This window comes from Nocardia sp. NPDC058633, from assembly GCF_042717045.1.
In the GTDB taxonomy this organism is placed as follows: Bacteria; Actinomycetota; Actinomycetes; order Mycobacteriales; family Mycobacteriaceae; genus Nocardia.
On sequence record NZ_JBHXRA010000017.1, the window covers coordinates 74,515 to 95,900 of the forward strand.

General features: G+C 67.5%; 21 protein-coding genes and 2 tRNA genes. 8 read left to right on the plus strand and 15 right to left on the minus strand.

All coding sequences use genetic code 11. From position 1 onward, the window contains the following. Positions 1–28: 28 nt before the first annotated feature. Entirely contained in the window at positions 29–694 is a 666-nt protein-coding gene (locus tag ACFWUR_RS22480; protein WP_378909320.1) for a GNAT family N-acetyltransferase, read from the minus strand. Continuing rightward, positions 691–1,347, minus strand: coding sequence for a TetR/AcrR family transcriptional regulator (locus tag ACFWUR_RS22485; protein ID WP_378909321.1), 657 nt, complete (start codon positions 1,345–1,347; stop codon positions 691–693). Before ACFWUR_RS22485 ends, ACFWUR_RS22480 begins: the two co-directional genes overlap by 4 nt. A 180-nt stretch (positions 1,348–1,527) precedes the next feature. Here ACFWUR_RS22485 and ACFWUR_RS22490 point away from each other — a divergent pair, with 180 nt between their 5' ends. Further along, positions 1,528–2,712, plus strand: a complete 1,185-nt coding sequence (locus tag ACFWUR_RS22490; RefSeq protein ID WP_378909322.1) for an FHA domain-containing protein — start codon at positions 1,528–1,530, stop codon at positions 2,710–2,712. A 79-nt stretch (positions 2,713–2,791) separates the two neighbouring features. Here the strand turns inward: ACFWUR_RS22490 and mihF are convergent, their stop codons facing one another. Next, a complete protein-coding gene (gene mihF, locus ACFWUR_RS22495; protein ID WP_019045768.1) occupies positions 2,792–3,106 on the minus strand; it encodes an integration host factor, actinobacterial type in 315 nt (104 codons plus the stop codon). Between the two features lie 477 nt (positions 3,107–3,583). On the opposite strand from mihF, the gene ACFWUR_RS22500 reads away from it, so the two are divergent. Continuing rightward, positions 3,584–4,399, plus strand: a complete 816-nt coding sequence (locus ACFWUR_RS22500; protein WP_378909323.1) for a hypothetical protein — start codon at positions 3,584–3,586, stop codon at positions 4,397–4,399. An 80-nt stretch (positions 4,400–4,479) separates the two neighbouring features. Here ACFWUR_RS22500 and clpX read toward each other — a convergent pair whose 3' ends face one another. The 5 genes from clpX to ACFWUR_RS22525 form a co-directional block, all read right to left on the minus strand. Next, positions 4,480–5,760: an ATP-dependent Clp protease ATP-binding subunit ClpX gene (clpX, locus tag ACFWUR_RS22505; RefSeq protein ID WP_378909324.1), complete on the minus strand. Its 1,281-nt coding sequence runs from the start codon at positions 5,758–5,760 to the stop codon at positions 4,480–4,482. Between the two features lie 242 nt (positions 5,761–6,002). Beyond that, entirely contained in the window at positions 6,003–6,668 is a 666-nt protein-coding gene (locus tag ACFWUR_RS22510; RefSeq protein WP_358072840.1) for an ATP-dependent Clp protease proteolytic subunit, read from the minus strand. 43 nt (positions 6,669–6,711) lie between these two features. Then, the gene (locus ACFWUR_RS22515; RefSeq protein WP_056821854.1) at positions 6,712–7,287 is read right to left on the minus strand and encodes an ATP-dependent Clp protease proteolytic subunit; all 576 of its coding nucleotides are present in this window, start codon (positions 7,285–7,287) and stop codon (positions 6,712–6,714) included. Positions 7,288–7,532: 245 nt separating this feature from the next. Beyond that, positions 7,533–8,897 carry a trigger factor gene (gene tig, locus ACFWUR_RS22520; protein WP_378909325.1) on the minus strand — a complete coding sequence of 455 codons (1,365 nt, stop codon included), beginning with the start codon at positions 8,895–8,897 and terminating at the stop codon, positions 7,533–7,535. Between the two features lie 160 nt (positions 8,898–9,057). Next, positions 9,058–9,606, minus strand: coding sequence for an FKBP-type peptidyl-prolyl cis-trans isomerase (locus ACFWUR_RS22525; RefSeq protein ID WP_378909326.1), 549 nt, complete (start codon positions 9,604–9,606; stop codon positions 9,058–9,060). Positions 9,607–9,770: 164 nt separating this feature from the next. Here ACFWUR_RS22525 and ACFWUR_RS22530 point away from each other — a divergent pair, with 164 nt between their 5' ends. After that, positions 9,771–12,239, plus strand: a complete 2,469-nt coding sequence (locus ACFWUR_RS22530; protein WP_378909328.1) for a phosphoketolase — start codon at positions 9,771–9,773, stop codon at positions 12,237–12,239. Between the two features lie 44 nt (positions 12,240–12,283). Further along, a complete protein-coding gene (locus ACFWUR_RS22535) occupies positions 12,284–13,084 on the plus strand; it encodes a metallophosphoesterase (RefSeq protein WP_378909329.1) in 801 nt (266 codons plus the stop codon). Here the strand turns inward: ACFWUR_RS22535 and ACFWUR_RS22540 are convergent. Then, positions 13,081–13,485, minus strand: a complete 405-nt coding sequence (locus ACFWUR_RS22540; RefSeq protein WP_378909331.1) for a DUF1801 domain-containing protein — start codon at positions 13,483–13,485, stop codon at positions 13,081–13,083. The genes ACFWUR_RS22535 and ACFWUR_RS22540 overlap by 4 nt on opposite strands. A 226-nt stretch (positions 13,486–13,711) precedes the next feature. Here ACFWUR_RS22540 and ACFWUR_RS22545 point away from each other — a divergent pair, with 226 nt between their 5' ends. Continuing rightward, positions 13,712–14,071 (plus strand): hypothetical protein, encoded by a 360-nt coding sequence (locus ACFWUR_RS22545; protein ID WP_378909333.1) that lies wholly within the window; start codon positions 13,712–13,714, stop codon positions 14,069–14,071. Between the two features lie 6 nt (positions 14,072–14,077). Here the strand turns inward: ACFWUR_RS22545 and fabG are convergent, their stop codons facing one another. The 3 genes from fabG to ACFWUR_RS22560 all read right to left on the minus strand — a co-directional run bounded on the left by fabG (position 14,078) and on the right by ACFWUR_RS22560 (position 15,061). After that, positions 14,078–14,836, minus strand: coding sequence for a 3-oxoacyl-ACP reductase FabG (gene fabG / locus ACFWUR_RS22550; protein ID WP_378909334.1), 759 nt, complete (start codon positions 14,834–14,836; stop codon positions 14,078–14,080). Positions 14,837–14,871: 35 nt separating this feature from the next. Then, positions 14,872–14,948 (minus strand) — tRNA-Pro (locus tag ACFWUR_RS22555). 42 nt (positions 14,949–14,990) lie between these two features. After that, positions 14,991–15,061 (minus strand) — tRNA-Gly (locus ACFWUR_RS22560). Between the two features lie 683 nt (positions 15,062–15,744). Here ACFWUR_RS22560 and ACFWUR_RS22565 point away from each other — a divergent pair. Continuing rightward, the gene (locus ACFWUR_RS22565) at positions 15,745–16,701 is read left to right on the plus strand and encodes a diguanylate cyclase domain-containing protein (protein WP_378909335.1); all 957 of its coding nucleotides are present in this window, start codon (positions 15,745–15,747) and stop codon (positions 16,699–16,701) included. 45 nt (positions 16,702–16,746) lie between these two features. On the opposite strand, the gene ACFWUR_RS22570 is transcribed toward ACFWUR_RS22565, so the two are convergent. Beyond that, a complete protein-coding gene (locus tag ACFWUR_RS22570) occupies positions 16,747–17,550 on the minus strand; it encodes an Fpg/Nei family DNA glycosylase (RefSeq protein ID WP_378909337.1) in 804 nt (267 codons plus the stop codon). 4 nt (positions 17,551–17,554) lie between these two features. Further along, positions 17,555–18,028 (minus strand): ribose-5-phosphate isomerase, encoded by a 474-nt coding sequence (locus ACFWUR_RS22575; RefSeq protein WP_378909338.1) that lies wholly within the window; start codon positions 18,026–18,028, stop codon positions 17,555–17,557. Positions 18,029–18,064: 36 nt separating this feature from the next. On the opposite strand from ACFWUR_RS22575, the gene ACFWUR_RS22580 reads away from it, so the two are divergent. Then, a complete protein-coding gene (locus tag ACFWUR_RS22580) occupies positions 18,065–19,267 on the plus strand; it encodes a M48 family metallopeptidase (RefSeq protein WP_378909340.1) in 1,203 nt (400 codons plus the stop codon). Between the two features lie 39 nt (positions 19,268–19,306). Here the strand turns inward: ACFWUR_RS22580 and ACFWUR_RS22585 are convergent, their stop codons facing one another. After that, on the minus strand, positions 19,307–19,951 hold the full coding sequence (locus ACFWUR_RS22585) for a DsbA family protein (protein ID WP_378909341.1): 645 nt from the start codon (positions 19,949–19,951) through the stop codon (positions 19,307–19,309). A gap of 150 nt (positions 19,952–20,101) precedes the next feature. On the opposite strand from ACFWUR_RS22585, the gene ACFWUR_RS22590 reads away from it, so the two are divergent. Continuing rightward, positions 20,102–21,322, plus strand: coding sequence for an NAD(P)/FAD-dependent oxidoreductase (locus tag ACFWUR_RS22590; protein WP_378909343.1), 1,221 nt, complete (start codon positions 20,102–20,104; stop codon positions 21,320–21,322). Positions 21,323–21,386 lie beyond the last annotated feature (64 nt).

The following is a 21,386-nucleotide window of genomic DNA, read 5'->3' on the forward strand; positions in this document are numbered from 1 at the left end:
CCTGCTCGGCGCAGGCCCCTCGCCGCCGTTACTCGAATCTCCACCTCGCGAGCTCGGCGCGCATGGACGCGCGTGGCCATGCGTCGAGGCCGTTGGCCTGTTCGGTGGCGCGGATCGCGCGCAGGCCCGGCGGTTCGTCGGCCGCGGGAAGGTAGGCGAATCCGAGGCGTTCGTAGTACGGGCCGTTCCACGCGACCTGGGTGAACGTGGTGAGCGTGATCTCGTGGTAGCCGAGGTCCTTCGCCCAACGCACCGCGTGGTCGATCAGCCGCTTGCCGATCCGCGCGCCCGCGTAGGCCGGGTCGACCGAGACCTGGTCGACGTGGGGCTGGCCGTCGACCAGGCCCAGAACCAGGTAGCCGACCGGATGATCGTCGTCGTCGGGCCACACCCACGCACGCCCCTCGACGACGAAGGCCCGCAGGACCTCTCGCGGCGGCGGATCGTCCTCGGCGACGGCGGTCATGCCCACCTCGGCGAACGGCGCACCCGCGCGCCGCTCGATCTCCTGCAGCGCCGCGATCTCGTCCTCGCGCGCGAGGCGGACAGGTCCACCGACCACCGGCCGTCGGATGGGCGGCTGTGCGGTCTGCGCGCCCGCGGCACCACTGTCGGTGGTCGTGCGCGGAGCTGTCGGCTCCGCGCCGGCGGACAGTACCGGGCTGAGATCACCCGGCTGGTCGCGGCCGGTCATCGCGCATCCACCGGGGTGGCGACGATTCCGTTGAGCAGCGCGCGCAGGGCCCACCGGGCGCGGGCGTCACCGTCGCTGCGGTGGGTCTGCCGGTCGAGTGGTATCGGGAAGCGATGGATGGGCGGCTCGGCCGAGCGCCGGGAGATATCGGCGCGGTGGGCCGAGTCCGGGGCGCCGGAATTCTCGGCGGCCTCGGCGGCGATGTGCAGGTAGATCAGGTCGGCGGCCCAGGTGGCGGTCGAGGGGTCGAGGCCGCCTTCGCGCAGGAGGGTCACAAGCTCTTCGATCAGGGTGAGGGCGTGTTCGGTGGTCGGGTACCGCCCGAAGGCGACGAGCGCCAGACCGTCGTGGCGGCCGAGGGCCTCGATCGCGGTCTCGACCAACCGGGTCACCCGGGCGCGCCAGTCGCCCTCGGTGGGCACCGGGACCTGGGACAAAACGTGGTCGAGCATGCCGGTCAGCAGGTCGTCGCGATTGGCGACGTAGACGTACAGCGACGCGGCGCCGGTATCGAGTTCCTTGGCGACCCGGCGCATGGTGAGCGCGGTCGAGCCGTCGGTGTCGAGGATTCGCAGGCCGGTCTCGATGACGAGGTCCCGACTCAAGGGGACTTTCGCCGGTCGGGCCCGGCGACTGACGGGTGCGGCGTTCATGCGCCGATTCTACGCGGGCGACGAACGTCGTTTGGCACGAACGTCGTTCGAAGTTCGCGGTCGGACCTTATCCCGAAGCGCCGGGCCATCTATGCTGACGGCGGAGACCTCGGTCGCGGTCTGCCGCACCGGGGGGTCGGCCGAGGCTGCGGTGAAAGCCAGTCCGACAAGGAGGCGTTGATGCACGCGCATTCGTCCACCGTGGCCATCGTGCCGGGGACCGGGATCGTCGCCAGATTCGGCGATGTCGTCGTCTATCTGGCCGGGGAGACGCCGTCGACCGACCGGTTACTCGGCGCGGTGGAAACCGTCGCCAACAACACGGCAGCGAGCGCACCCGGCGCGGCACTGGCACAGCGGCTGGCGGGCGTGGTCTTCGGCGGCGCTTCCGCCCCACCGCCTTTCGGCGTGCTCGCCCCGACCGCCGACGGCATGTTGATCCTGTTGCGCGGCGCGGTGATCGCCGAGATCTCCGGCGCGGAGGGCAATCGCCGCCTCGCCGGCGACCGGGCCTTCACCTGGGTCGACGAGATCATCCGCGAACCGGTCCGCCGGATCGCGGTCGGCGCCGAGATGGCCGACCCCACCAGTGCCAACCCCCGCACCGACCTCCGCGCGGGCATCGTCACCGGCAACGGCTTCGTGCTCAACATGGGCCGACGCCGCAATCCCCAGCCCCGCCGGGTCGAGTCCATCGACGAACCCGCACCGACCGAGGCCACCGGCTTCCAAGCCCTGCGCGCCCCGACCGCGCAACCCACCGACACCGGCGACGCGCTTCCGGCCACCGCGGGATTCCCGGCACCGGCACCCGACCAACCCGCGACCTCGGGTTTCCAGCCCGACGCGGGCAAACCCGACAGCGAAACGGTGAGCACGGGCTCGCGGCCGTCGACCGGCGACGGTGTCACCGTAAGCACCGGCCCCCGCAACTCCCCCGCCGCCAACGCACCCCGCGCCTGGTCCCAAGCCCTCGATGCCGCACCCCGTGCCGAACCGGTGGCGTTGAACAAAGGCACAGCGCCCCACAGCAGTTCGCGCGGCGCTCTGGTCACAGAAGACGGGCTCAGCTACCCACTGGACCGGCCTTACGTCCTCGGCCGCAACCCCTCGGGGGAAGAATCGGTCCGCGCCTCCGCGGCGACGCCGATACTGATCGAACGCGATCGGCTCGTCTCACGGGTCCATGCCTTCGTCGCCCCCGACCGTGGCAAGGTGTTCGTCCGCGAGGCCCCCGCGACCTCCGGAACCTTCTTCGCCGCCCCCGACAGCGAACGCTGGTCACGCGTGGGCACCCTCCCGATCGAACTGCAACCGGGATGGCGCCTGCGGATCAACGACTTCCTGCTGACCTACTGCGTGTAAATCACCCTACTGCCCAGCACTTCCGGACCATCCCGACGCCCGTGCGTCCCTCTCCACGGGCGTCGGATCGCGAATCGGCTCAGGCCTCGAGGGCGTCGAGCAGTGCCGCGCGCTGCCGAGCACCGAGGCCGCCGATGCGGCGATCCTCGGGAATCTCGGCCTGATCCATCAGCTTGGCAGCCTTGACCGGGCCAACGCCCGGTAGTGCCTTGATCACGGCAGCGACCTTGGTCTTTTTCACCAGGTCGTCGCTGTCGGCTTTCTTGAGCAGATCGGCGACGGTGACCTTGCCCTCCTTCACCTTGCCGATCAGTTCCGAGCGCGCCTTGCGCACGGCAGCCGCTTTGGCCAACGCCTCGGTGCGCTGTTCGGCGGTCATCGTAGGCAGTGCCATGTCTCCTCCGCTTCCACTCGTCACTCGAACATCTGATTGACCGGACCGAGTAAACAGCACGAAATCGGCAGCACCAGTCCGACACACCGCGAGGATACGCCGATGAGTTTTGCGCGCCGAACCCGTCGTTATCTGTGAAGGGCCTCCCGAGACGGACCAAACGGACGAAAGGACACCCATTTCCCGGCCCCGTAACACCACGTTGACCAGCAACGAAACACCATCAGAAGCACTTTTACGGGATCAAGGTTCAACGGCGAACCACGGAGGATCAACGACGCTCCTCGACCCCGGGCGCGACCGCCTCCCGAGTGGTCGTCACCGTCTCCCGTCCTGGCGCACCGACAGCTACACAGTTGTGCGACAGACATTTTCAGCGCCTCCGAGTCGAGTAATTCGGGCCCGCGGGTGTGCTACCCCCGCTCGATGCGCAACAATGACGCGACCCGGCGAACCCTTTTGCTACCTGGAGTTGCGATGCGCGAGGAACACCCGCTCGATCACGAGGTCACCGCACTGCCCGTGCGCGTGGAACGGGCCAGGCGTCGCATCGCCTATCAGTCCGATCCCGCACTGACCGACGCGCTGTCCGAGGACGAGTTGCGCGCCGAGCGCGAACTCGCCGAGAAGATCCGCACCTACGAGCGTGATCAGCGCTGGAAGCAGATCAAGGCCGCCTCCTCGCACGCCGACCGCCTGCGTGACACCACCGCGGAGCTCGAGCGAGCCGAGATGTCGGACCTGATGCTGGCCCGCAAGGCGATCGCCGCGCAGCGCCGCGAGTCCAACCCGCGGGCCCGCCTCGCCTCGCTGTACCAGCACCGCACCTGGTCGCTGCGCGGGTTGGCCGGCGTGGTGATCGTGGGCATGCTGTGGTCGGCGGTGAACGTCCAGCACAACATCGCGCCCGGCGGCCCCAGCGACCCGCTCTACTGGGCCAGCTTCGGCCTGGAGGCGATGATCAGCGTGTGTCTGATCATCATCATGATCGGCACCACCCGGGTGGCCGAGTGGGGCGTGATGGGCAACCGCAACCAGGTGCTGATCGCCGAGCTGTTCCTGCTGACACTGACCATCGCCCTCAACACCTACCCGCACCTGAGTGCGCAGCACTGGTACGACGCCGCTGTGCACGCGGTGGCCCCGGTGATGATCGGTGTGGCACTGCTCATCCACAACGCCGCCAGCGCCCGCTACAGCACCGCGATCGCCCGTGCCAGCGCGGACATCCCCGCCGACGACGGCGACGATCCGCTGGCAGCGCCGAGCCTGGGCGATCTGGCCACCAAGTAGTCGCTCCCTACCCCCCCCAGCACAGCACAGCGAAGGGCCCCTTCGGATCAGATCCGAAGGGGCCCTTTGCCGTTGGTTTGTTACGCCGACTTCTCGCGACGCTCGGGACGCTGCGCCTTGCGCGGCACGATCGTCGGGAGGACGTTGTCGATGACGGTGTCGGCGTTCACGACCACCTTGGCGACGTCGTCGCGGCCCGGGATGTCGTACATCACCGGCAGCAGGACCTCTTCCATGATGGCGCGCAGGCCACGAGCGCCGGTGCCACGCAGGATGGCCTGATCGGCGATCGCTTCCAGGGCATCGGTGGTGAACTCGAGGTCGACGCCGTCCATCTCGAACAGCCGCACGTACTGCTTGACCAGCGCGTTCTTCGGCTCGGAGAGGATGGTGACCAGCGATTCCTTGTCCAGGTTCGTCACCGAGGCGACGACGGGCAAACGGCCGATGAACTCGGGGATCAGGCCGAACTTGATCAGATCCTCGGGCATCACGTCGGCGAAGTGGTCATCGGTGTCGACCTCGGCCTTGGAGCGCACCTCGGCGCCGAAGCCGATGCCGCGGTGGCCGGTGCGGTCGGAGATGATCTTCTCCAGGCCCGCGAAGGCACCCGCCACGATGAACAGCACGTTGGTGGTGTCGATCTGGATGAACTCCTGGTGCGGGTGCTTGCGACCGCCCTGCGGCGGCACACTCGCCTGCGTGCCCTCCAGGATCTTCAGCAGCGCCTGCTGCACACCCTCGCCGGAGACATCGCGGGTGATCGACGGGTTCTCGCTCTTGCGGGCGATCTTGTCGACCTCGTCGATGTAGATGATGCCGGTCTCGGCGCGCTTGACGTCGTAGTCGGCGGCCTGGATCAGCTTCAGCAGGATGTTCTCGACGTCCTCGCCGACATAGCCCGCCTCGGTGAGCGCGGTGGCGTCGGCGATGGCGAAGGGCACGTTCAGCATCTTGGCCAGCGTCTGGGCCAGGTAGGTCTTGCCGCAACCGGTGGGGCCGAGCATCAAGATGTTCGACTTGGCCAGCTCCACGGTCTCACCGCGGCTGTCGCGACCCTTGTCGCCCGCCTGGATGCGCTTGTAGTGGTTGTAGACCGCGACGGCGAGGGTCCGCTTCGCGGTGTCCTGGCCGATCACGTAGTTCTCCAGGAAATCCCGGATCTCCGAAGGCTTGGGCAACTCGTCGAGCTTCACTTCGCTCGACTCGGCCAACTCTTCTTCGATGATCTCGTTACACAGATCGATGCACTCGTCGCAGATATATACCCCGGGGCCCGCGATGAGCTTCTTGACCTGCTTCTGGCTCTTTCCGCAGAATGAGCACTTCAGCAGATCGCCGCCGTCTCCGATGCGCGCCATCTCGTAGGTCCCTACTTCCTTGTCCGAGTGCGACCGTCGTCCCCCGATTGGGCCGGAAATACGTCTCGGTGCCGTCAATCAGAGCAATGGTCCCTGAGTCGACCGTACCTGTTGTGCGCGAATGAGGTCGACAACTCGCGCATGTTTGTCTTCAGTGCTGTGCGGGTCCTCACCATTGTGCGGCACCGCGGGTGGAAAAGCCGGGCCCGCCGCCCAGATCACGGACAGCGGGCCCGGGCGTGTCACTTCTGTCCGCTGAGCTTGCGGTAGTCGAAGACCTGGTCGATGATGCCGTATTCCTTGGCTTCCTCGGCGGTCAGGATCTTGTCCCGGTCGGTGTCCTTGCGGACCTGCTCCTCGGACTTGCCGGTGTGGCGCGAGATGGTGACTTCCATCAGGCGACGCATCCGCTCGATCTCGGCCGCGGCGATCTCGAGGTCCGACACCTGACCCTGCACACCGCCGGAGGACGGCTGGTGGATCAGGATGCGGGCGTTGGGCAGCGCGGCACGCTTGCCGGGGGCACCGGCGGCCAGCAGCACCGCGGCGGCCGAGGCGGCCTGACCCAGGCAGACCGTGACCACGTCGGGGCGCACGTACTGCATGGTGTCGTAGATCGCCATCAGCGCGGTGAACGAACCACCGGGCGAGTTGATGTACATGGTGATGTCGCGGTCGGGGTCCTGGGACTCCAGCACCAGCAGCTGCGCCATGATGTCGTTGGCCGAGACGTCGTCGACCTGGTTGCCCAGGAAGATGATCCGCTCCTCGAACAACTTGTTGTACGGGTCGGAGGTCTTGACGCCGAACGAAGTCTGCTCGGTGAACTGCGGCAGGATGTAGCGCGACTGGGGCAGGCCGGCTGCGGAGCCGCCGTGTCCAGCACGCGGGTCGAAGAGGTTGGCCATCTTTATCTCCAAGCTTGTCTCGAGTGAGGGGGGACGGCGGCGGTTACTTCGCCTGGTTCGCGTGCGCGACCACGTGGTCGATGAAGCCGTATTCGAGGGCTTCCTTCGCCGTGAACCAGCGGTCGCGGTCCGCGTCCTCGGTCACCTGCTCCACCGACTTGCCGGTGTGCAGCGACTGCAGCTCGTTGAGCTCACGCTTGGTGTGGGCGAACTGCTCGGCCATGATCGCGATGTCGGCCGCCGAACCACCGATGCCCGCCGACGGCTGGTGCATCATGATCCGGGTGTGCGGCAGCGCGAAACGCTTGCCCTTGGTGCCCGCGGTGAGCAGGAACTGTCCCATCGATGCGGCCAGACCCATCGCGACGGTCTTGATGTCGCACTCGGCGAACTGCATCGTGTCGTAGATGGCCATGCCCGCGGTGACCGAGCCACCGGGCGAGTTGATGTAGAGCGCGATGTCCTTCGTCGCGTCCTCGGCCGAGAGCAGCAGGATCTGCGCGCAGATCTTGTTCGCGATCTCATCGTCGACCTGGGTGCCCAGGAAGATGATGCGCTCGCGAAGCAGCCGTTCGTACACGGAATCACTGAGGTTGAGTCCAGCGGTAGCGGCTGTCATGACCCCTGCCTGGTTGATCGTCACGGATACCTGCCTTCTCTTCTCACCGATTGCTACGGCCATACGAATACGGTTCGTCGTCACAAACACTAACGAAGCAGGGCGGCACCGAACTCCCGGTACCGCCCTTCTTCGCTCAGAGCGCAATCCCGCTACGCTCGATTTCACTCTGCGCGAGGCGCGCTGCGCGGCTGGTTCGCTCGCTGCGCTTCCTCACGTGCGCAATCAAATCACGCCGTCGAAACTTACTCGGCAGCGGCTTCGACCTGCTCGGCCTCAGCGGAATCCGCCGGGTCACCGAACATTTCGGTGGTGTCGACCACGTTGCCGTCGGAATCGGTGACCTTCACCTGACCGACAACCCCGGCCAGCGCCTTGCCGCGTCGCACGTCGGCGAAGACCGCGCCGAGCTGACCGGCCTGCTGCACCTGCTGGATGAACTGCTCCGGCGACATGCCGTAACGCTGTGCCTGGAACAGGATTCGCTCGGTCAGCTCCTGCTGGCCGACCTGGGTGTTCTCGGCCTCGGCGATGGCGTCGAGCAGCAGCTGGGTCTTCACCGACTTCTCGGCGGCTTCCTGGGTGTCCTTGTCGAACTCCTCGCGGGAGGAGCCCTGCGCCTCGAGCGCCTCGGCCAGCTTGGCCTCGTCGTGGTCGAAACCGTGCACGGCGTCGTGGACCACGGCGTCGACCTCGGCCTTGACGACGGCCTCGGGCAGCGGGACCTCGACGGTCTCGAGCAGGGTGTCGAGCACCTTGTCACGGATCGAACCGGCCTGCTCGACCTTCTTGACGCGCTCGACGCGACCCTTCAGGTCTTCCTTGAGCTCGTCGATGGTGTCGAACTCGCTGGCCAGCTGGGCGAACTCGTCGTCGGCCTCGGGCAGCTCGCGCTCCTTCACCGACTGCACTGCGACGGTGATCAACGCTTCCTTGCCCGCGTGGTCACCCGCCACCAGGGTGGAGGTGAACTCGGCGGACTCGCCGGCCTTCAGGCCGATGACGGCCTCGTCGAGACCCTCGATCAGCTGACCCGAACCGACCTCGTGCGACAGGCCGGTGGTGGCCGCCTCGGGGACGTCTTCACCGTCGACGGTGGCCGACAGGTCGATCGACACGAAGTCGCCATCGGCCACGGCGCGCTCGACACCGGTGAGGGTGCCGAAGCGCTGACGCAGCGAGGTGAGCTGCTCCTCGATGTCGTCGTCGCCGATGGTGAAGGAATCGACACTCACCTCGATGCCCGAGTAATCGGGCAGGGCGATCTCGGGGCGCACATCGACCTCGGCGGTGAACGCCAGCTCTTCGCCGTCTTCGATCTTGGTGATCTCGATCTCGGGCTGGCCGATGACCTTGACCGCGGCGGTCTCGACGGCCTCGGCGTACTTGTTCGGCAGCGCGTCGTTGACGACCTGCTCGAGCACGGCGCCACGGCCGACCCGGGTCTCGATCAGCTTGGCCGGAGCCTTGCCGGGACGGAAGCCGGGGATCTTGACCTGCTGGGCCAGCGCCTTGTACGCCTTGTCGAAGTCGGGCTTCAGCTCCTCGAAGGGCACCTCGACGTTGATCCGGACCCGGGTCGGGCTCAGCTGCTCGACGGTGCTCTTCACGGACATACTCCTTGGTTCGTAGTTCATGGTGGTGTCCCCACAGGGGGCGACGCGCCATCGTCAGGCACGGCTAAGCCAGGTGCGGCGCATAAAGCGCATCCCGACCAGGGTAGTTGACCGCCTGCGCGGTCGCGCAATCGGCGGTTGGTTGAGGGTGGCGCTAGCGGCCGACCTGCACGGCATCGGTCACGAAGACCAGCGTCTCGTTCGGTGCCACCCCGTTGCCGCCTTCGCCGTAGCCCAGGTTCGGCGGCACGATCAGCAGCCTGCGCGAGCCCTGCTGCACACCGGTCAGACCGTCGTCCCAGCCCTGGATGACCTGGCCCGCGCCGAGGGTCAGCCCGAACGGCTTGCCGCGCTCGAAGGAGCTGTCGAGTACCTGCTTGTCGGACCAGGTGACCAGCTCGTAGTTCATGGTCAGCGGCTGCCCGGCCACCGCGCCCGGGCCACTACCGGTCACCAGGTCTTTGACGATCAAACTCTTGGGCGGATCGCAGCTGTCGGGGATGGTGATCTCGGGCGCTTCACCGAAACCGCCGCTGACCTTCACGTCCTCGGCGATGCATTCACGCCCGGTGCTCGTGGAGGTCCCGCCGGTCGCGCTCGAGCTCGGCGCACTGGTCGAATCCGCGTCGGAGCCGCAGCCCGCTGTGGTGATCGCGGCGGCCGCGACGAGTCCGATACCGATGATCCTGCCGAGAGAATGCATGGCCCGCACAGTAATCGACCGTCGTCGCGGGGCCTCGAACCGGCACGACGGTAGGCTCGGCGGTGCGTTCTCCATCGGGTGTCGCCGGTCCTCGATCGGTGCCCGTGCAGGTCCCCGCGGCGCGGACGGCGCCGTGAACTCACCGACTACGAGGAGAGTCCGCGATGACCGAGAAAACCCCGGGCGACACCGCGGCGGACAACGTGGGAGGCGGCCAGGGCGAGACCCTCGCCCCCGAGCCCTACGTTCTCTCCGACGCGCCCGGCCCACTCTCGCGCGCCGAGCTCGTCGCGATCGACACGTGGTGGCGGGCGTCGAACTATCTCGCGGTCGGCCAGATCTACCTGATGAGCAATCCCTTGCTGCGCACCCCGCTGGTCCCCGACGACATCAAGCCGCGTCTGCTGGGCCACTTCGGCACCGTTCCCGGGCTGAATCTGGTGTGGGCCCACGCCAATCGGGTGATCCGCGATCGCGGACTGAACGCGGTGTTCGTCGCGGGCCCCGGGCACGGCGGACCCGGCCCCAACGCCTGCGCTTGGCTCGAGAACGCCTACGCCGAGCTCGAGCCGGACATCCCACGCGACATCGACGGTATGCGCAGATTCTTCCACCGCTTCTCCTTCCCCGGCGGGGTGCCGAGCCACTGTGCGCCGGAGACGCCCGGGTCGTTCCACGAGGGCGGCGAGCTCGGCTACAGCCTGCTGCACGCCTACGGCGCCGCCCTGGACAACCCCGATCTCGTCGTGTTCTGCGTCATCGGCGACGGCGAGGCCGAGACAGGTCCCCTGGCGGGCAGCTGGCACGCGAACAAGTTCCTCAACGCGGGTCGCGACGGCGCGGTGGTGCCGATCCTCGCCCTCAACGAGTACAAGATCGCCAATCCGACGATCCTGGCTCGCATCCCCGAGCAGGAACTGGTCGAACTGCTGCGCGGCTACGGCTACGAGCCGCTGATCGTCTCCGGCAACGATCCCGCGCCGGTTCACCAAGCGATGGCCACCGCGATGGACACCTGCATGGACCGGATCGCACAGTTCCAGCGAGCCGCCCGCGAAGACGGTGACGCCGAGCGTCCCCGCTGGCCGATGATCGTGATGCACACCCCGAAGGGCTGGACCTGTCCCCCGGTGGTCGACGGCGAACGGGTCGAGGGCACCTTCCGTGCCCATCAGGTGCCGCTCCCCGCCGCGCGCACAGACCCCGAGCACCGGCGCGTGCTGGAACTGTGGTTGCGGTCGTATCGACCGGAGGAATTGTTCGAACCCGACGGGTCGCCGGTCTCGGCTCTGCTCGAGCAGGTGCCCGCCCAGCCGATGAGCCTGAATCCGGTCGCCAACGGCGGCCTGCTGATTCGCGATCTGGATCTGCCCGACTGGCGGGAATACTGCGTGGACGTCGCGGTGCCCGGCGCGGGTCAGCACGAGGCCACCAGGGTGCTCGGCAGCTGGCTGCGCGATGTGACCGCCCGTAATCCGCGCAACTTCCTCACCTTCGCCCCCGACGAACTGGCCAGCAACCGATTGCAGGACATTCTCGAGGTGACCGGTCGCGACTGGCAGGAAGAGGTCGGGCGCTGGGATGTCGATCTGTCGACGGTCGGTCGCGCGGTCGAAGTGCTCTCCGAGCACATGTGCGAAGGCTTGCTCGAGGGATACCTGTTGACCGGCCGCCACGGCGTCTTCACCTGCTACGAGGCGTTCATCCACATCGTCGACGCCATGTTCAACCAGCACGCCAAATGGCTCGATGCCAGCTCGGCGGTGCCGTGGCGGCGCGAGATCCCCAGCCTGAACTATCTGCTCACCTCGCACGTGTGGCGTCAGGACCACAACGGATTCACCCATCAGGATCCCGGGTTCCTCGATGTGGTGGCGAACAAGAGCCCCGACATCGTGCGCGTCTATCTGCCGCCGGATGCCAACACCCTGCTCTGCACCTACGACCACTGCCTGCGCTCGCGCCACTACGCCAATGTCGTGGTGGCGGGTAAACAGCCCAGCCCGGACTGGCTCACGGCCGAGGAGGCGGGGCTGCACTGCACCCGGGGGTTGGGCATCTGGGAGTGGGCGTGTCACAACGACGACCCCGGAACGACGCCCGATGTGGTGCTGGGATGCGCGGGTGATGTGCCGACCCTGGAGACGCTGGCGGCGGTTGCGATTCTGCGAGATCGGTTGCCGGACTTGCGGATTCGGTTCATCAATGTCGTCGACCTGATGCGCATGCTGCCCGCGGACGCACACCCGCACGGCCTGCCCGATGCCGAGTTCGACGCCCTGTTCACGACCGACCGCCCGGTGATCTTCGCCTTCCACGGGTATCCGTGGCTGGTGCACCGACTCACCTACCGGCGCACCGGTCACGCCAATCTGCACGTGCGCGGCTACAAGGAGAAGGGCACCACGACCACCCCCTTCGACATGGTGATGCTCAACGACCTCGACCGCTTCCACCTGGTGCTCGATGTGATCGACCGCGTTCCCGGGCTGCGCGCGCGGGCGGCGGGCCTGCGCCAGGAGATCGTCGATGCCCGGTTGATCGCGCGCCGCTGGACCCGCGACAAGGGCGAGGACATTCCGGTCGTCGCACAGTGGGCCTGGCCCGACTCCGCGATCCCCACCGCGAAGTAACCCGGTTGCCACACGGGCAGGCACTGCACGACGATAGACGGGATATGACCGAACACCGCCGCATCGACCTACTCCCCCGTGATCGCCGCGATCTGACCGGACCCTTCGACGTGATCGGCGACGTGCACGGCTGCCGTGGTGAACTCGAAACGCTGCTCGGCGAACTCGGCTACGAGATCCACCGCGACGAGTCCGGTCGCCCGTCCGGCGCCGCCCACCCCGACGATCGCACCGCGGTCTTCGTCGGCGACCTCGTCGACCGCGGCCCCGACACCCCCGGTGTGCTGCGCCTGGTGATGGGCATGGTGGCGGCGAACACCGCTCTGTGCGTCGCCGGCAACCACGACCACAAACTGATGCGCGCCCTCGACGGCCGCACTGTGCGCATCGCGCACGGCCTCGAACAGTCGCTGTCCCAGCTGGCCGACGAAGACCTCGAATTCCGCACCGCCGCATACACTTTCCTGCGCGATCTACCCAGCCACTACCTGCTGGACCGTGGCAACCTCGTCGTGGCCCACGCGGGTCTGCCGGAGAGCTTGCACGGCAGCACCTCCGGCCGAGCCCGGTCCTTCGCCCTCTACGGCGCCCCCACCGGTGAGCTGGACGAACACGGCTACCCCATCCGCTACGACTGGGCCCAGGACTACCGCGGCACTCCCACCGTCCTCTACGGCCACACACCGGTCGCCACCCTCACCTGGGTCAACAACACCCTGTGTCTCGACACCGGCGCCGTTTTCGGCGGCACGCTCTCCGCACTGCGCTACCCCGAGATGACCACGATCTCGGTCCCCGCCGAACAGGTCTGGAGCGAACGCGCGGGGATCACCCCGGCCGTCTAGCCCTCGCCGCGCTCCTTCTGGAGCTTGCGCCAACCACCCGCCCGATTGTCGGCGATGATCTGTTTCAGCATCGTCGACAACGCTCGTTCGTTGAGGGTCTGCCCCTCGTAGACGGCGACGGTACGGGCGGTTTTATTGTCGTGACCACCGGTGATGATGCGGTCGGGATCGGGGACGATGGCACCGTCGTAGAGGAAGATGTTGACGTGGGTCTTGGCGGCGAGCAGCGCACAGATGTTGCCGTCGAGCACGAAGTACGGCTGGATTCGACGTTTGACCGTTTCGGTGACCGCCGAATCGGCGGCGTGGACGAGCTCGCGCACCTGGCGGCAGATCTGCTGCTGCCAGACCGGTAGCGCGTCGATGTAGGCGTCGACTCGCGGATCGGCGACATAGGTCATCGACCGATCCTGACACATCGGATGCCGCCGGCGACACAGACGCGACCAGCGGCTTTTCACCGCAGCCGGACTTCCTCGCGCCCACCGACACCCGTGGGTCAGCAGCGACGGTGCGTGGATCGTCGCCCAATCGTCAACGACGACCCTGGACGTGACAGGGCAATTCCCACCTGGGTGGGCCTACCATCAGCACTGGACGACCCGACTCATCGACGAGGAGAGGTTCATGCGCCGCACATTTCTCGTACTGTCCGTACTCGCTCCACTCATGGTCACCGGTGTCGCGAGCGCGGATCCGGTGCCGCGCGAAACTGGGACACTGACGGCATGGACCTTCACCGGTCGAGAGCCGATTCCGGTGAATCGGGCCGATATCGAGGTGACGCCCTGTGATGCGACGCAAGTGGTCGCCGCCCTGGTCAGCGGACCGGACGGACGGGCGTCGGTGACGCTGCCGGTGGGCTGTTACGAGGCGAAGGTGGTGACTGTGCCGGGCGGCTGCGGGTTGGCCGTCACCGAGCCGGTGCGGGTCACCGTGGCCGCGGGCACCGAGGCGCGGGCCGACTTCCGGTTCGGTTGCGCCTGAGGCGACTCAGTCCTTCGGGCCGCCTGCTACATAGATGACCTGACCCGATACGAAGCCTGCGCCCTCGCTCGCGAAGAACGAGGCGGTGTTGGCGATGTCGGCGGGCGTGCCCACCCGGTTGACCGGGATCTGCGCGGCGGCAGCCGCTTTGAACGCCTCGAATTCGACACCGACGCGGGCGGCCGTCGCGGCGGTCATCTCGGTTTCGATGAAGCCGGGAGCGATCGCGTTGGCGGTGACGCCGAATTTGCCGAGTTCGAAGGCGAGGGTCTTGGTGAAGCCCTGCATGCCCGCTTTGGCGGCGGAGTAGTTGGCCTGACCGCGGTTGCCCAGCGCCGAGGTGCTCGACAGGTTGACGATGCGACCGAATTTCGCCTCGACCATGTACTTCTGCACGGCGCGGGTCATCAGGAAGGCGCCGCGCAGGTGCACGTTCATGACGGTGTCCCAGTCGTCCACCGACATCTTGAACAGCAGGTTGTCGCGCAGCACGCCCGCGTTGTTGACGAGCACGGTCGGCGCGCCGAGCTCGGTGGCGATCCGCTCCACCGCGGCGGCGACGGCCGCTTCGTCGGCCACATCGGCACCGACGGCGAGAGCCTCGCCCCCGGCGGCCTCGATGGCGGTGACGGTGCCCGCGCAGGCGGCTTCGTCGAGATCGAGCACGGCGACGGCATATCCGTCGGAGGCGAGCTTGCCGGCGACAGCAGCGCCGATCCCACGGGCGGCTCCGGTGACGATCGCGACCTTACGTTGCGTAGACATCCGTCTCCTCTGAGCCTGAGCTGGGCGAATGGTGATGGTCGGGGTGACAGGATTTGAACCTGCGACCCTCCGCTCCCAAAGCGGATGCGCTACCAAGCTGCGCTACACCCCGATACCTCACCGGCGAGAACACCGTCGAGGCGATACATGTTTGAGCGGGTGACGGGAATCGAACCCGCACCATCAGCTTGGAAGGCTGAGGTTCTACCATTGAACTACACCCGCAGGCATACGACATCGATGGGATCGCCACGATGTCGTGTGCGCCACGACTGTACCGAATCCCGCGCGAAAAATGCCAATCCGGCCCTCGGCCTGCCCGGTTGGCGCGCCTCGGCCGCCGGTGTGCCCACTGTCTCGCGCGACCGATCGCCGCCCCGCCCGATTAGGGCCTAATGACCCTATCCCCGAAACGCCCTCCCGACGACGATGGTTGGTGCGCCTATGGGGACCGGCGCCTGCTCCACCGGGGGTTTAAATAGGAGGATTTTCCTCAAAAACCTGGCACGTGGGCGGCGAGTAGGCCACCATGAGAGTGCGCGTGACGGCTACTGCCACATCGTCACAACTCGCACCCACCCCAGGAGGGACCCATGGCGACGCAACGTCCACCACCCAGCGGAGGGCTCTACGCTGCACGTTTCGGGCGCTCGAAATTCTTTTCGGGAAATGTGTAACGCCGGAGGCGCTGTAGCGATGTCATACCCGATCGCCATTCGCGAGAGACCAGAGAACGCGTTGCAGAACGTGACTTTTCAGTCTCGGGTGGCTTGCTAGGATCCTTTTTGCCGGACGGGGGTATCTGGAAAGGGGGCGGTGAGCGTGTACCGAACTCGGTGGACCCAACCGCGTAGCAGTGCGAATGATCGAGGTGGCAAGACCGTCGCCACCTATCGCCGGTGATGTCGATGACTGTTCACATCGAGCCACCGGTCGCCGCGATGGCCCGCGCCTGGGCCCGCGCGGTGTGCGCCGAACCGGGCTCTTCCACGGCGCCGCACCAGTTGGAGCCGGTGCTCGTCGACATCGTCGAGCGGCTGCTGCACCTGGCCCGGACCGAACCGTTCCCGGTACCACAGGCGCGCAAGCTCGGCGCGCGGTTGGCCGAGGCACCCTTCGAACGCACCAGAATGCTGGCCCACGCCAGTCGCTGGCTGCTCGGCTTCCCCTCCGGGGTCCCGGGTTCACTGGTGGCGACCCGTTGGCCGCTGGTGGCCAGCCAGGCCATCGACAGCTACGCACAAGCACTACAGGAACGCGCTCTGGCGCAACAGGAACAGAACATCTCGGCGAAAGTGTCGCTGCGCGTACAGGAGATCGCCGCGCTGCAGCACCGCTTGCGCCACGAGGCGACCCACGACGCCCTCACCGACCTGGCGAACCGCACGCTGCTGCAAGAACGGGTGCGCGTGTTCGCCGCCGACCCGAGCCGCGGCGTCGGTGTACTGGTAGTGGACCTGGACCGCTTCAAGCAGATCAACGACGGCTACGGACACGCGATCGGCGACGAGGTACTGGTCGAACTGGCCAACCGCTTGCGTGAGGTGTGCCCGCCCGACACGGTGATCTGCCGGTACGGCGGCGACGAGTTCGTGGTGGCGGCCAACCCGCGCCGCGACACACTCGGCGAGCTGGCACACCGTGTGGTCGCCGCACTGCGCGACCCGGTGTGGTCGAGCGCGGGCCCCGTGCCGGTTTCGGCCAGCGTGGGCACCGCTTTCTGCCCACCGGGAAAGACGTGCGATTTCACCGACCTGTTGCGTCGCGCCGACCGCGCGATGTACTCGGCGAAATCGGCGGGCGGGCGGCGTTTCGCGCTCGCTGAATCGGGCGACCCCGAACTGGGAACGGCGGTCGCCGGCTGAGTCGGATCGCGAAGCCTGCACTTCGCGGTCCGGCTCAGCCGACTTCTATGCGGGCTGACAGGCGGGGCACCAGAAGAGGTTTCGGCCTTCCATGACCTTGTGCGCGACGGGGGTGGCGCAGACCCGGCACGGTTCGCCCTGGCGGCGGTAGACGTAGGTGCGGGGGCGGTCTTTGTTGTACGACGGTGCGCCGCTGTCGTGTTCGGGGCGGACCACGTGCATGCGACCGGTGGCGACGCCGATCGGCATGAGGTCGACCAGGTCGGCCCAGAGGGCGTCCCATTCTCCGACGGTGATCGAGGTGCCGGGACGGAACGGTGAGATGCCGTGGCGGAACAGGACTTCCGCGCGATAGACGTTGCCGACGCCGGCGATCAGGGCCTGATCCATCAGCAACGCCCCGATCGCCCTGCGGGAGCGCCGGATTCGCGCGCCCGCTCGTTCGTGGTCGGCGTCGGCGCGTAAGGGGTCGGCGCCCAGCCGCGCGGTGAGCGCGTCCACTTCGGGCGGCATCAACACTTCGCAGGCCGTGGGTCCGCGCAGATCCGTGCCGAAATCCGTTGCGGCGCCGAGCATGCGCATCCGCACCTGCCCGACCGGCGTCGCCATCGGCAACTCGACCTCACTGAAGGTGCCGTACAGCCCGAGATGCACATGCACCGTCAGCCCGGACGCGTAGTGATGCAGCAGATGCTTGCCGTAGGCCTCGGCCCGCTCGAACACCTGCCCGTCCACGAGGGCCGCGCCGTCGGTGAACCGCCCCTGCGGACTCGAAACCCGCACCACCCCACCGGAGAACCGCTGCTGGTGCAGATCGGCGATCCGATGGAGGGTGTGTCCTTCCGGCACTACCTCAGTACGCGGGAATCTCGGGCGCGATGCCGGTCTTCTCGTACTCGGCCAGGATGTCGATGCGACGCTGGTGGCGCGCCTCCTCCGACCACGACGCCGCGAGGAACGCGTCGACGATGGCGAGAGCGTCGGCGGTGGAGTGCATGCGGCCGCCGATGCCGATCAGGTTGGCATTGTTGTGTTCGCGGGCCAGCACGGCGGTTTCGACGCTCCAGGCCAGGGCGCAGCGGGCGCCGGCGACCTTGTTGGCGGCGATCTGCTCGCCGTTGCCGCTGCCACCGAAGACCAGGCCGAGCGAGCCCGGGTCGGCCACGGTGCGACGGGCCGCCTCGATGCAGAAGCCGGGGTAGTCGTCGAGAGCGTCGTATTCGAGGGCGCCACAGTCGACGACCTCCACTCCGGCCTCCTGCAGATGAGCCTTGACGTGATTCTTCAGTTCGAAACCGGCATGGTCGGCACCCAGGTAAACGCGCATGGCTGCGATTGTCGCAGGCCCGCTTAGAGTCGTTTCATGCACCCGCACGAACCGCATTCCCCGCATTCGGCAGGTCCCCCGCCGGAGCACACCGGCCGACACCCGGACCGAGCACCGTCGCCGGACTCCGACACCGCACCACCCTCGCCCTGGGCCCAGCCTGATCCGCGGACGGGCGGTTTTCCCGCGCAGGACAGTCCACCGCAGCCTCCGGCAGGCCCGTATCCGCCGGTCGTTCCTGGCCGGTTCGCCCCCGGCCACTACCCACCGAGCGGTCCGCCCGTCCCCCCGCAGCACCGACCGCGTGGCCTGCTGCCGTGGGACCGTCCCGCCCGGCATCCGTGGGAGATCCCTTTGCTGATCGTGGTCATCATGATCACCACGGTCGCGTTCCTGCTGGCGCTGCTGCTCATCGCGGTCGAACTGTTCGCCGATCCTGTCGTCGACGAGAGCGGAGTGGAACAGACCGGTTCCCTCGCCACCAGTCCGTATGTGCTGCTGCTGTTGTTCGCGCCGGTGCTGCTGTGGGCCGGTCGTGGTCTGAACTACGCGTCCCAGCGCGTGAACGGCGTGAAGATGTCGCCCACCCAGTTCCCGGAGGGATACCGGTTGGTGCAGGAGGCGGCGGCGCGATTCGGCATGCGCAAGGCGCCGGACGCCTATGTGATCCTGGGCAACGGCCAGATCAACGCGTTCGCGGCCGGGCACGGGTTCCGCCGGTTCGTCGTGGTCTACAGCGATCTGTTCGAAATCGGCGGCGCCGCGCGCGAACCCGACGGCCTCGCCTTCATCATCGGCCATGAAGTCGGCCATATCGCCGCGGGCCACGTGTCGTACTGGCGCCAGCTCGGCATGTTCGTCGCGCCGTGGCTGCCGCTGCTCGGGGCGTCGCTGATCCGCGCCCAGGAGTACACCGCCGACAATCACGGTTTCTGCTTCCGCCCGCACGGCGCGGCCACCGCGATGGCGACGCTCGCCGCGGGTAAGTACCTCAACACCGATGTCGGTGTCGACGAGATGGCCGATCGGGCCGCGCTCGACCGGGGCGGTTTCATCTGGCTGGTCAACGCCATGGCCAGCCACCCGGTGCTCACCTGGCGGATGTGGGCGCTGCGTGATCGCAGCAAGCCGGGCCCGATGTTCTGGCGTCCGAGCGCACCGCAACCCGGCATGATCCCGCCACCGGGCGGCTATCCGCTGAACGCGACCCCGCCCGCGCTGCCGCCGAAGACGGTCTGACAGTTCGGGGGTGCCGATGCCGGCGCCCCCGAACTGCGATCAGTCGAAGACCGGTTCCTCGGTGCGGGTGCGCTTGAGTTCGAAGAAGTGCGGGTAGGAAGCCAGCGCGACCACGCCGTCCCATACCCGGCCCGCGTCTTCACCGCGCGGGATGCGCGAGAGCACCGGTCCGAAGAACGCGGACCCGTTCACGTGGATGGTCGGCGTGCCGACATCGGTACCGACCTTGTCCATGCCCGCGTGATGGCTGGCCCGCAGCGCCTCGTCGTATGCGGTGCTGGTGGCGGCGTCGGCGAGTTCCGCGGGCAGGTCCAGCTCCGCCAGCGAGTCGGCGACGATCGCGTCGAACGTTTCCTGCAGCGTCTCGCGCTCGTACTCGGCCCTGCGGTCGTGGATTCGGGCGCCCATCGCGGTATAGAGCGGCGACAGGATCTCGTCACCGTACTTCTGGCCGGCGGCGGTGACGACCCGGACCGGACCCCACGCGGCGGCCATCATGTCGACATAGTGCGGCGGCAGATCGTCGTTGCCCTCGTTGAGCACCGACAGACTCATCACGTGGAATCGCGCCTCGATATCGCGCACCTTCTCGACTTCCAGGATCCACCGGGAGGTGATCCAGCACCATGGGCACAGCGGGTCGAACCAGAAATCGGCGACATCCTTGGCTGCCTGCTCGCTCACGATGAAATCCTTTCGAGTCGTCTGCGACGGGTCGGTCGGCCCCGTCGACTGGTGCAACCTCGGCACCGCCGGAATCGTTCCCCCGGGTGAGAACGCGCACTAGGCTCGGGGTGCGAGGAGTCCGGGTCGTCCGCGAGAAGGAGTCCGTTCATGAGCTCGAATCAGCATTTCGTCGTCATCGGTGGGGGTCTCGGCGGTGCGAAAATCGCCGAAGCGTTGCGTGCCAACGATTTCGACGGCCGCGTCACCCTGCTGGCCGCCGAGGAGGAGCTGCCCTACGAGCGCCCGCCACTGTCCAAACAGCATCTGGCCGGCACCCAGCAACTGCCCGACTTCACCGTCGACCCGGCGGCTTGGTATCGCGATCACCACATCGACCTGCGGTTGGGCACCACCGCCACCGCCTTCGATCCGATCGCCAAGACGGTGACGCTGCCCGACGGCTCCACCCTGGACTACGACAAGCTCGCCCTGGCCACCGGTTCCCGCGCGCGCACGCTCGACATTCCCGGCGCCGACGCCCCGAACGTCTACACCTTGCGCACCATCGGTGATTCGAACGCGCTGCTGCAGATATTGGGTGAGGATCGCCGCCTGGTGATCATCGGGGCCGGGTGGATCGGCCTCGAGGTCGCCGCGCAGGCCCGCGCCCAGGGTGTCGAGGTGACGGTGATCGAGACCGCCGACCTGCCACTGGTCACCGTGCTCGGCCCCGAGATGGGCGCGTTCTACGCCGAGCTGCATCGCGCGCACGGCGTCGACCTGCGCACCAACACTTCCGTCGACGCGATCCTCACCGACGAGGGTGAGGCCACCGGCGTGCGACTCGGCGACGGCACCGTTGTCCCGGCGCAGGCGGTGCTGGTCGCGGTGGGCGCACAACCCAATATCGAGGCGGCGACGGCGGCCGGGCTGTCGGTCGACGGTGGTGTGCTGGTGGACGCGGCGCTGCGCACCAGCCACCCCGATGTGGTCGCGGTGGGCGACATCGCCGAGCAGCAGCATCCGCTGCTGGGCCGGCCGATCCGCGTGGAGCACTGGGCGACCGCGCTGAATCAGCCCGCCGTCGCCGCGAAGACGATGCTGGGCAAGGACGCCGTCTACGACCGTCTTCCGTACTTCTTCAGCGATCAGTACGACGTCGGTATGGAGTACACCGGCTACGTCGGGCGCGACGACGACGTGCGATTGGTGGTGCGTGGCGACCTCGACCAGCGCGAGTTCGTCGCGTTCTGGATCGACGAGCACAACACGCTGCGTGCGGGGATGAACGTCAACGTCTGGGATGTGACCGATCGGATCAGAGAGCTGATCGGATCGGCCGAGCCCGTTGATCCCGACCGGCTCGCGGACAGCGGCATTCCATTGTGATCCAGTTCACATCCGCAGGTGTGTCGAAGACTGCCGGTCGGCTCCGACCCTCTGTCGAACGCGC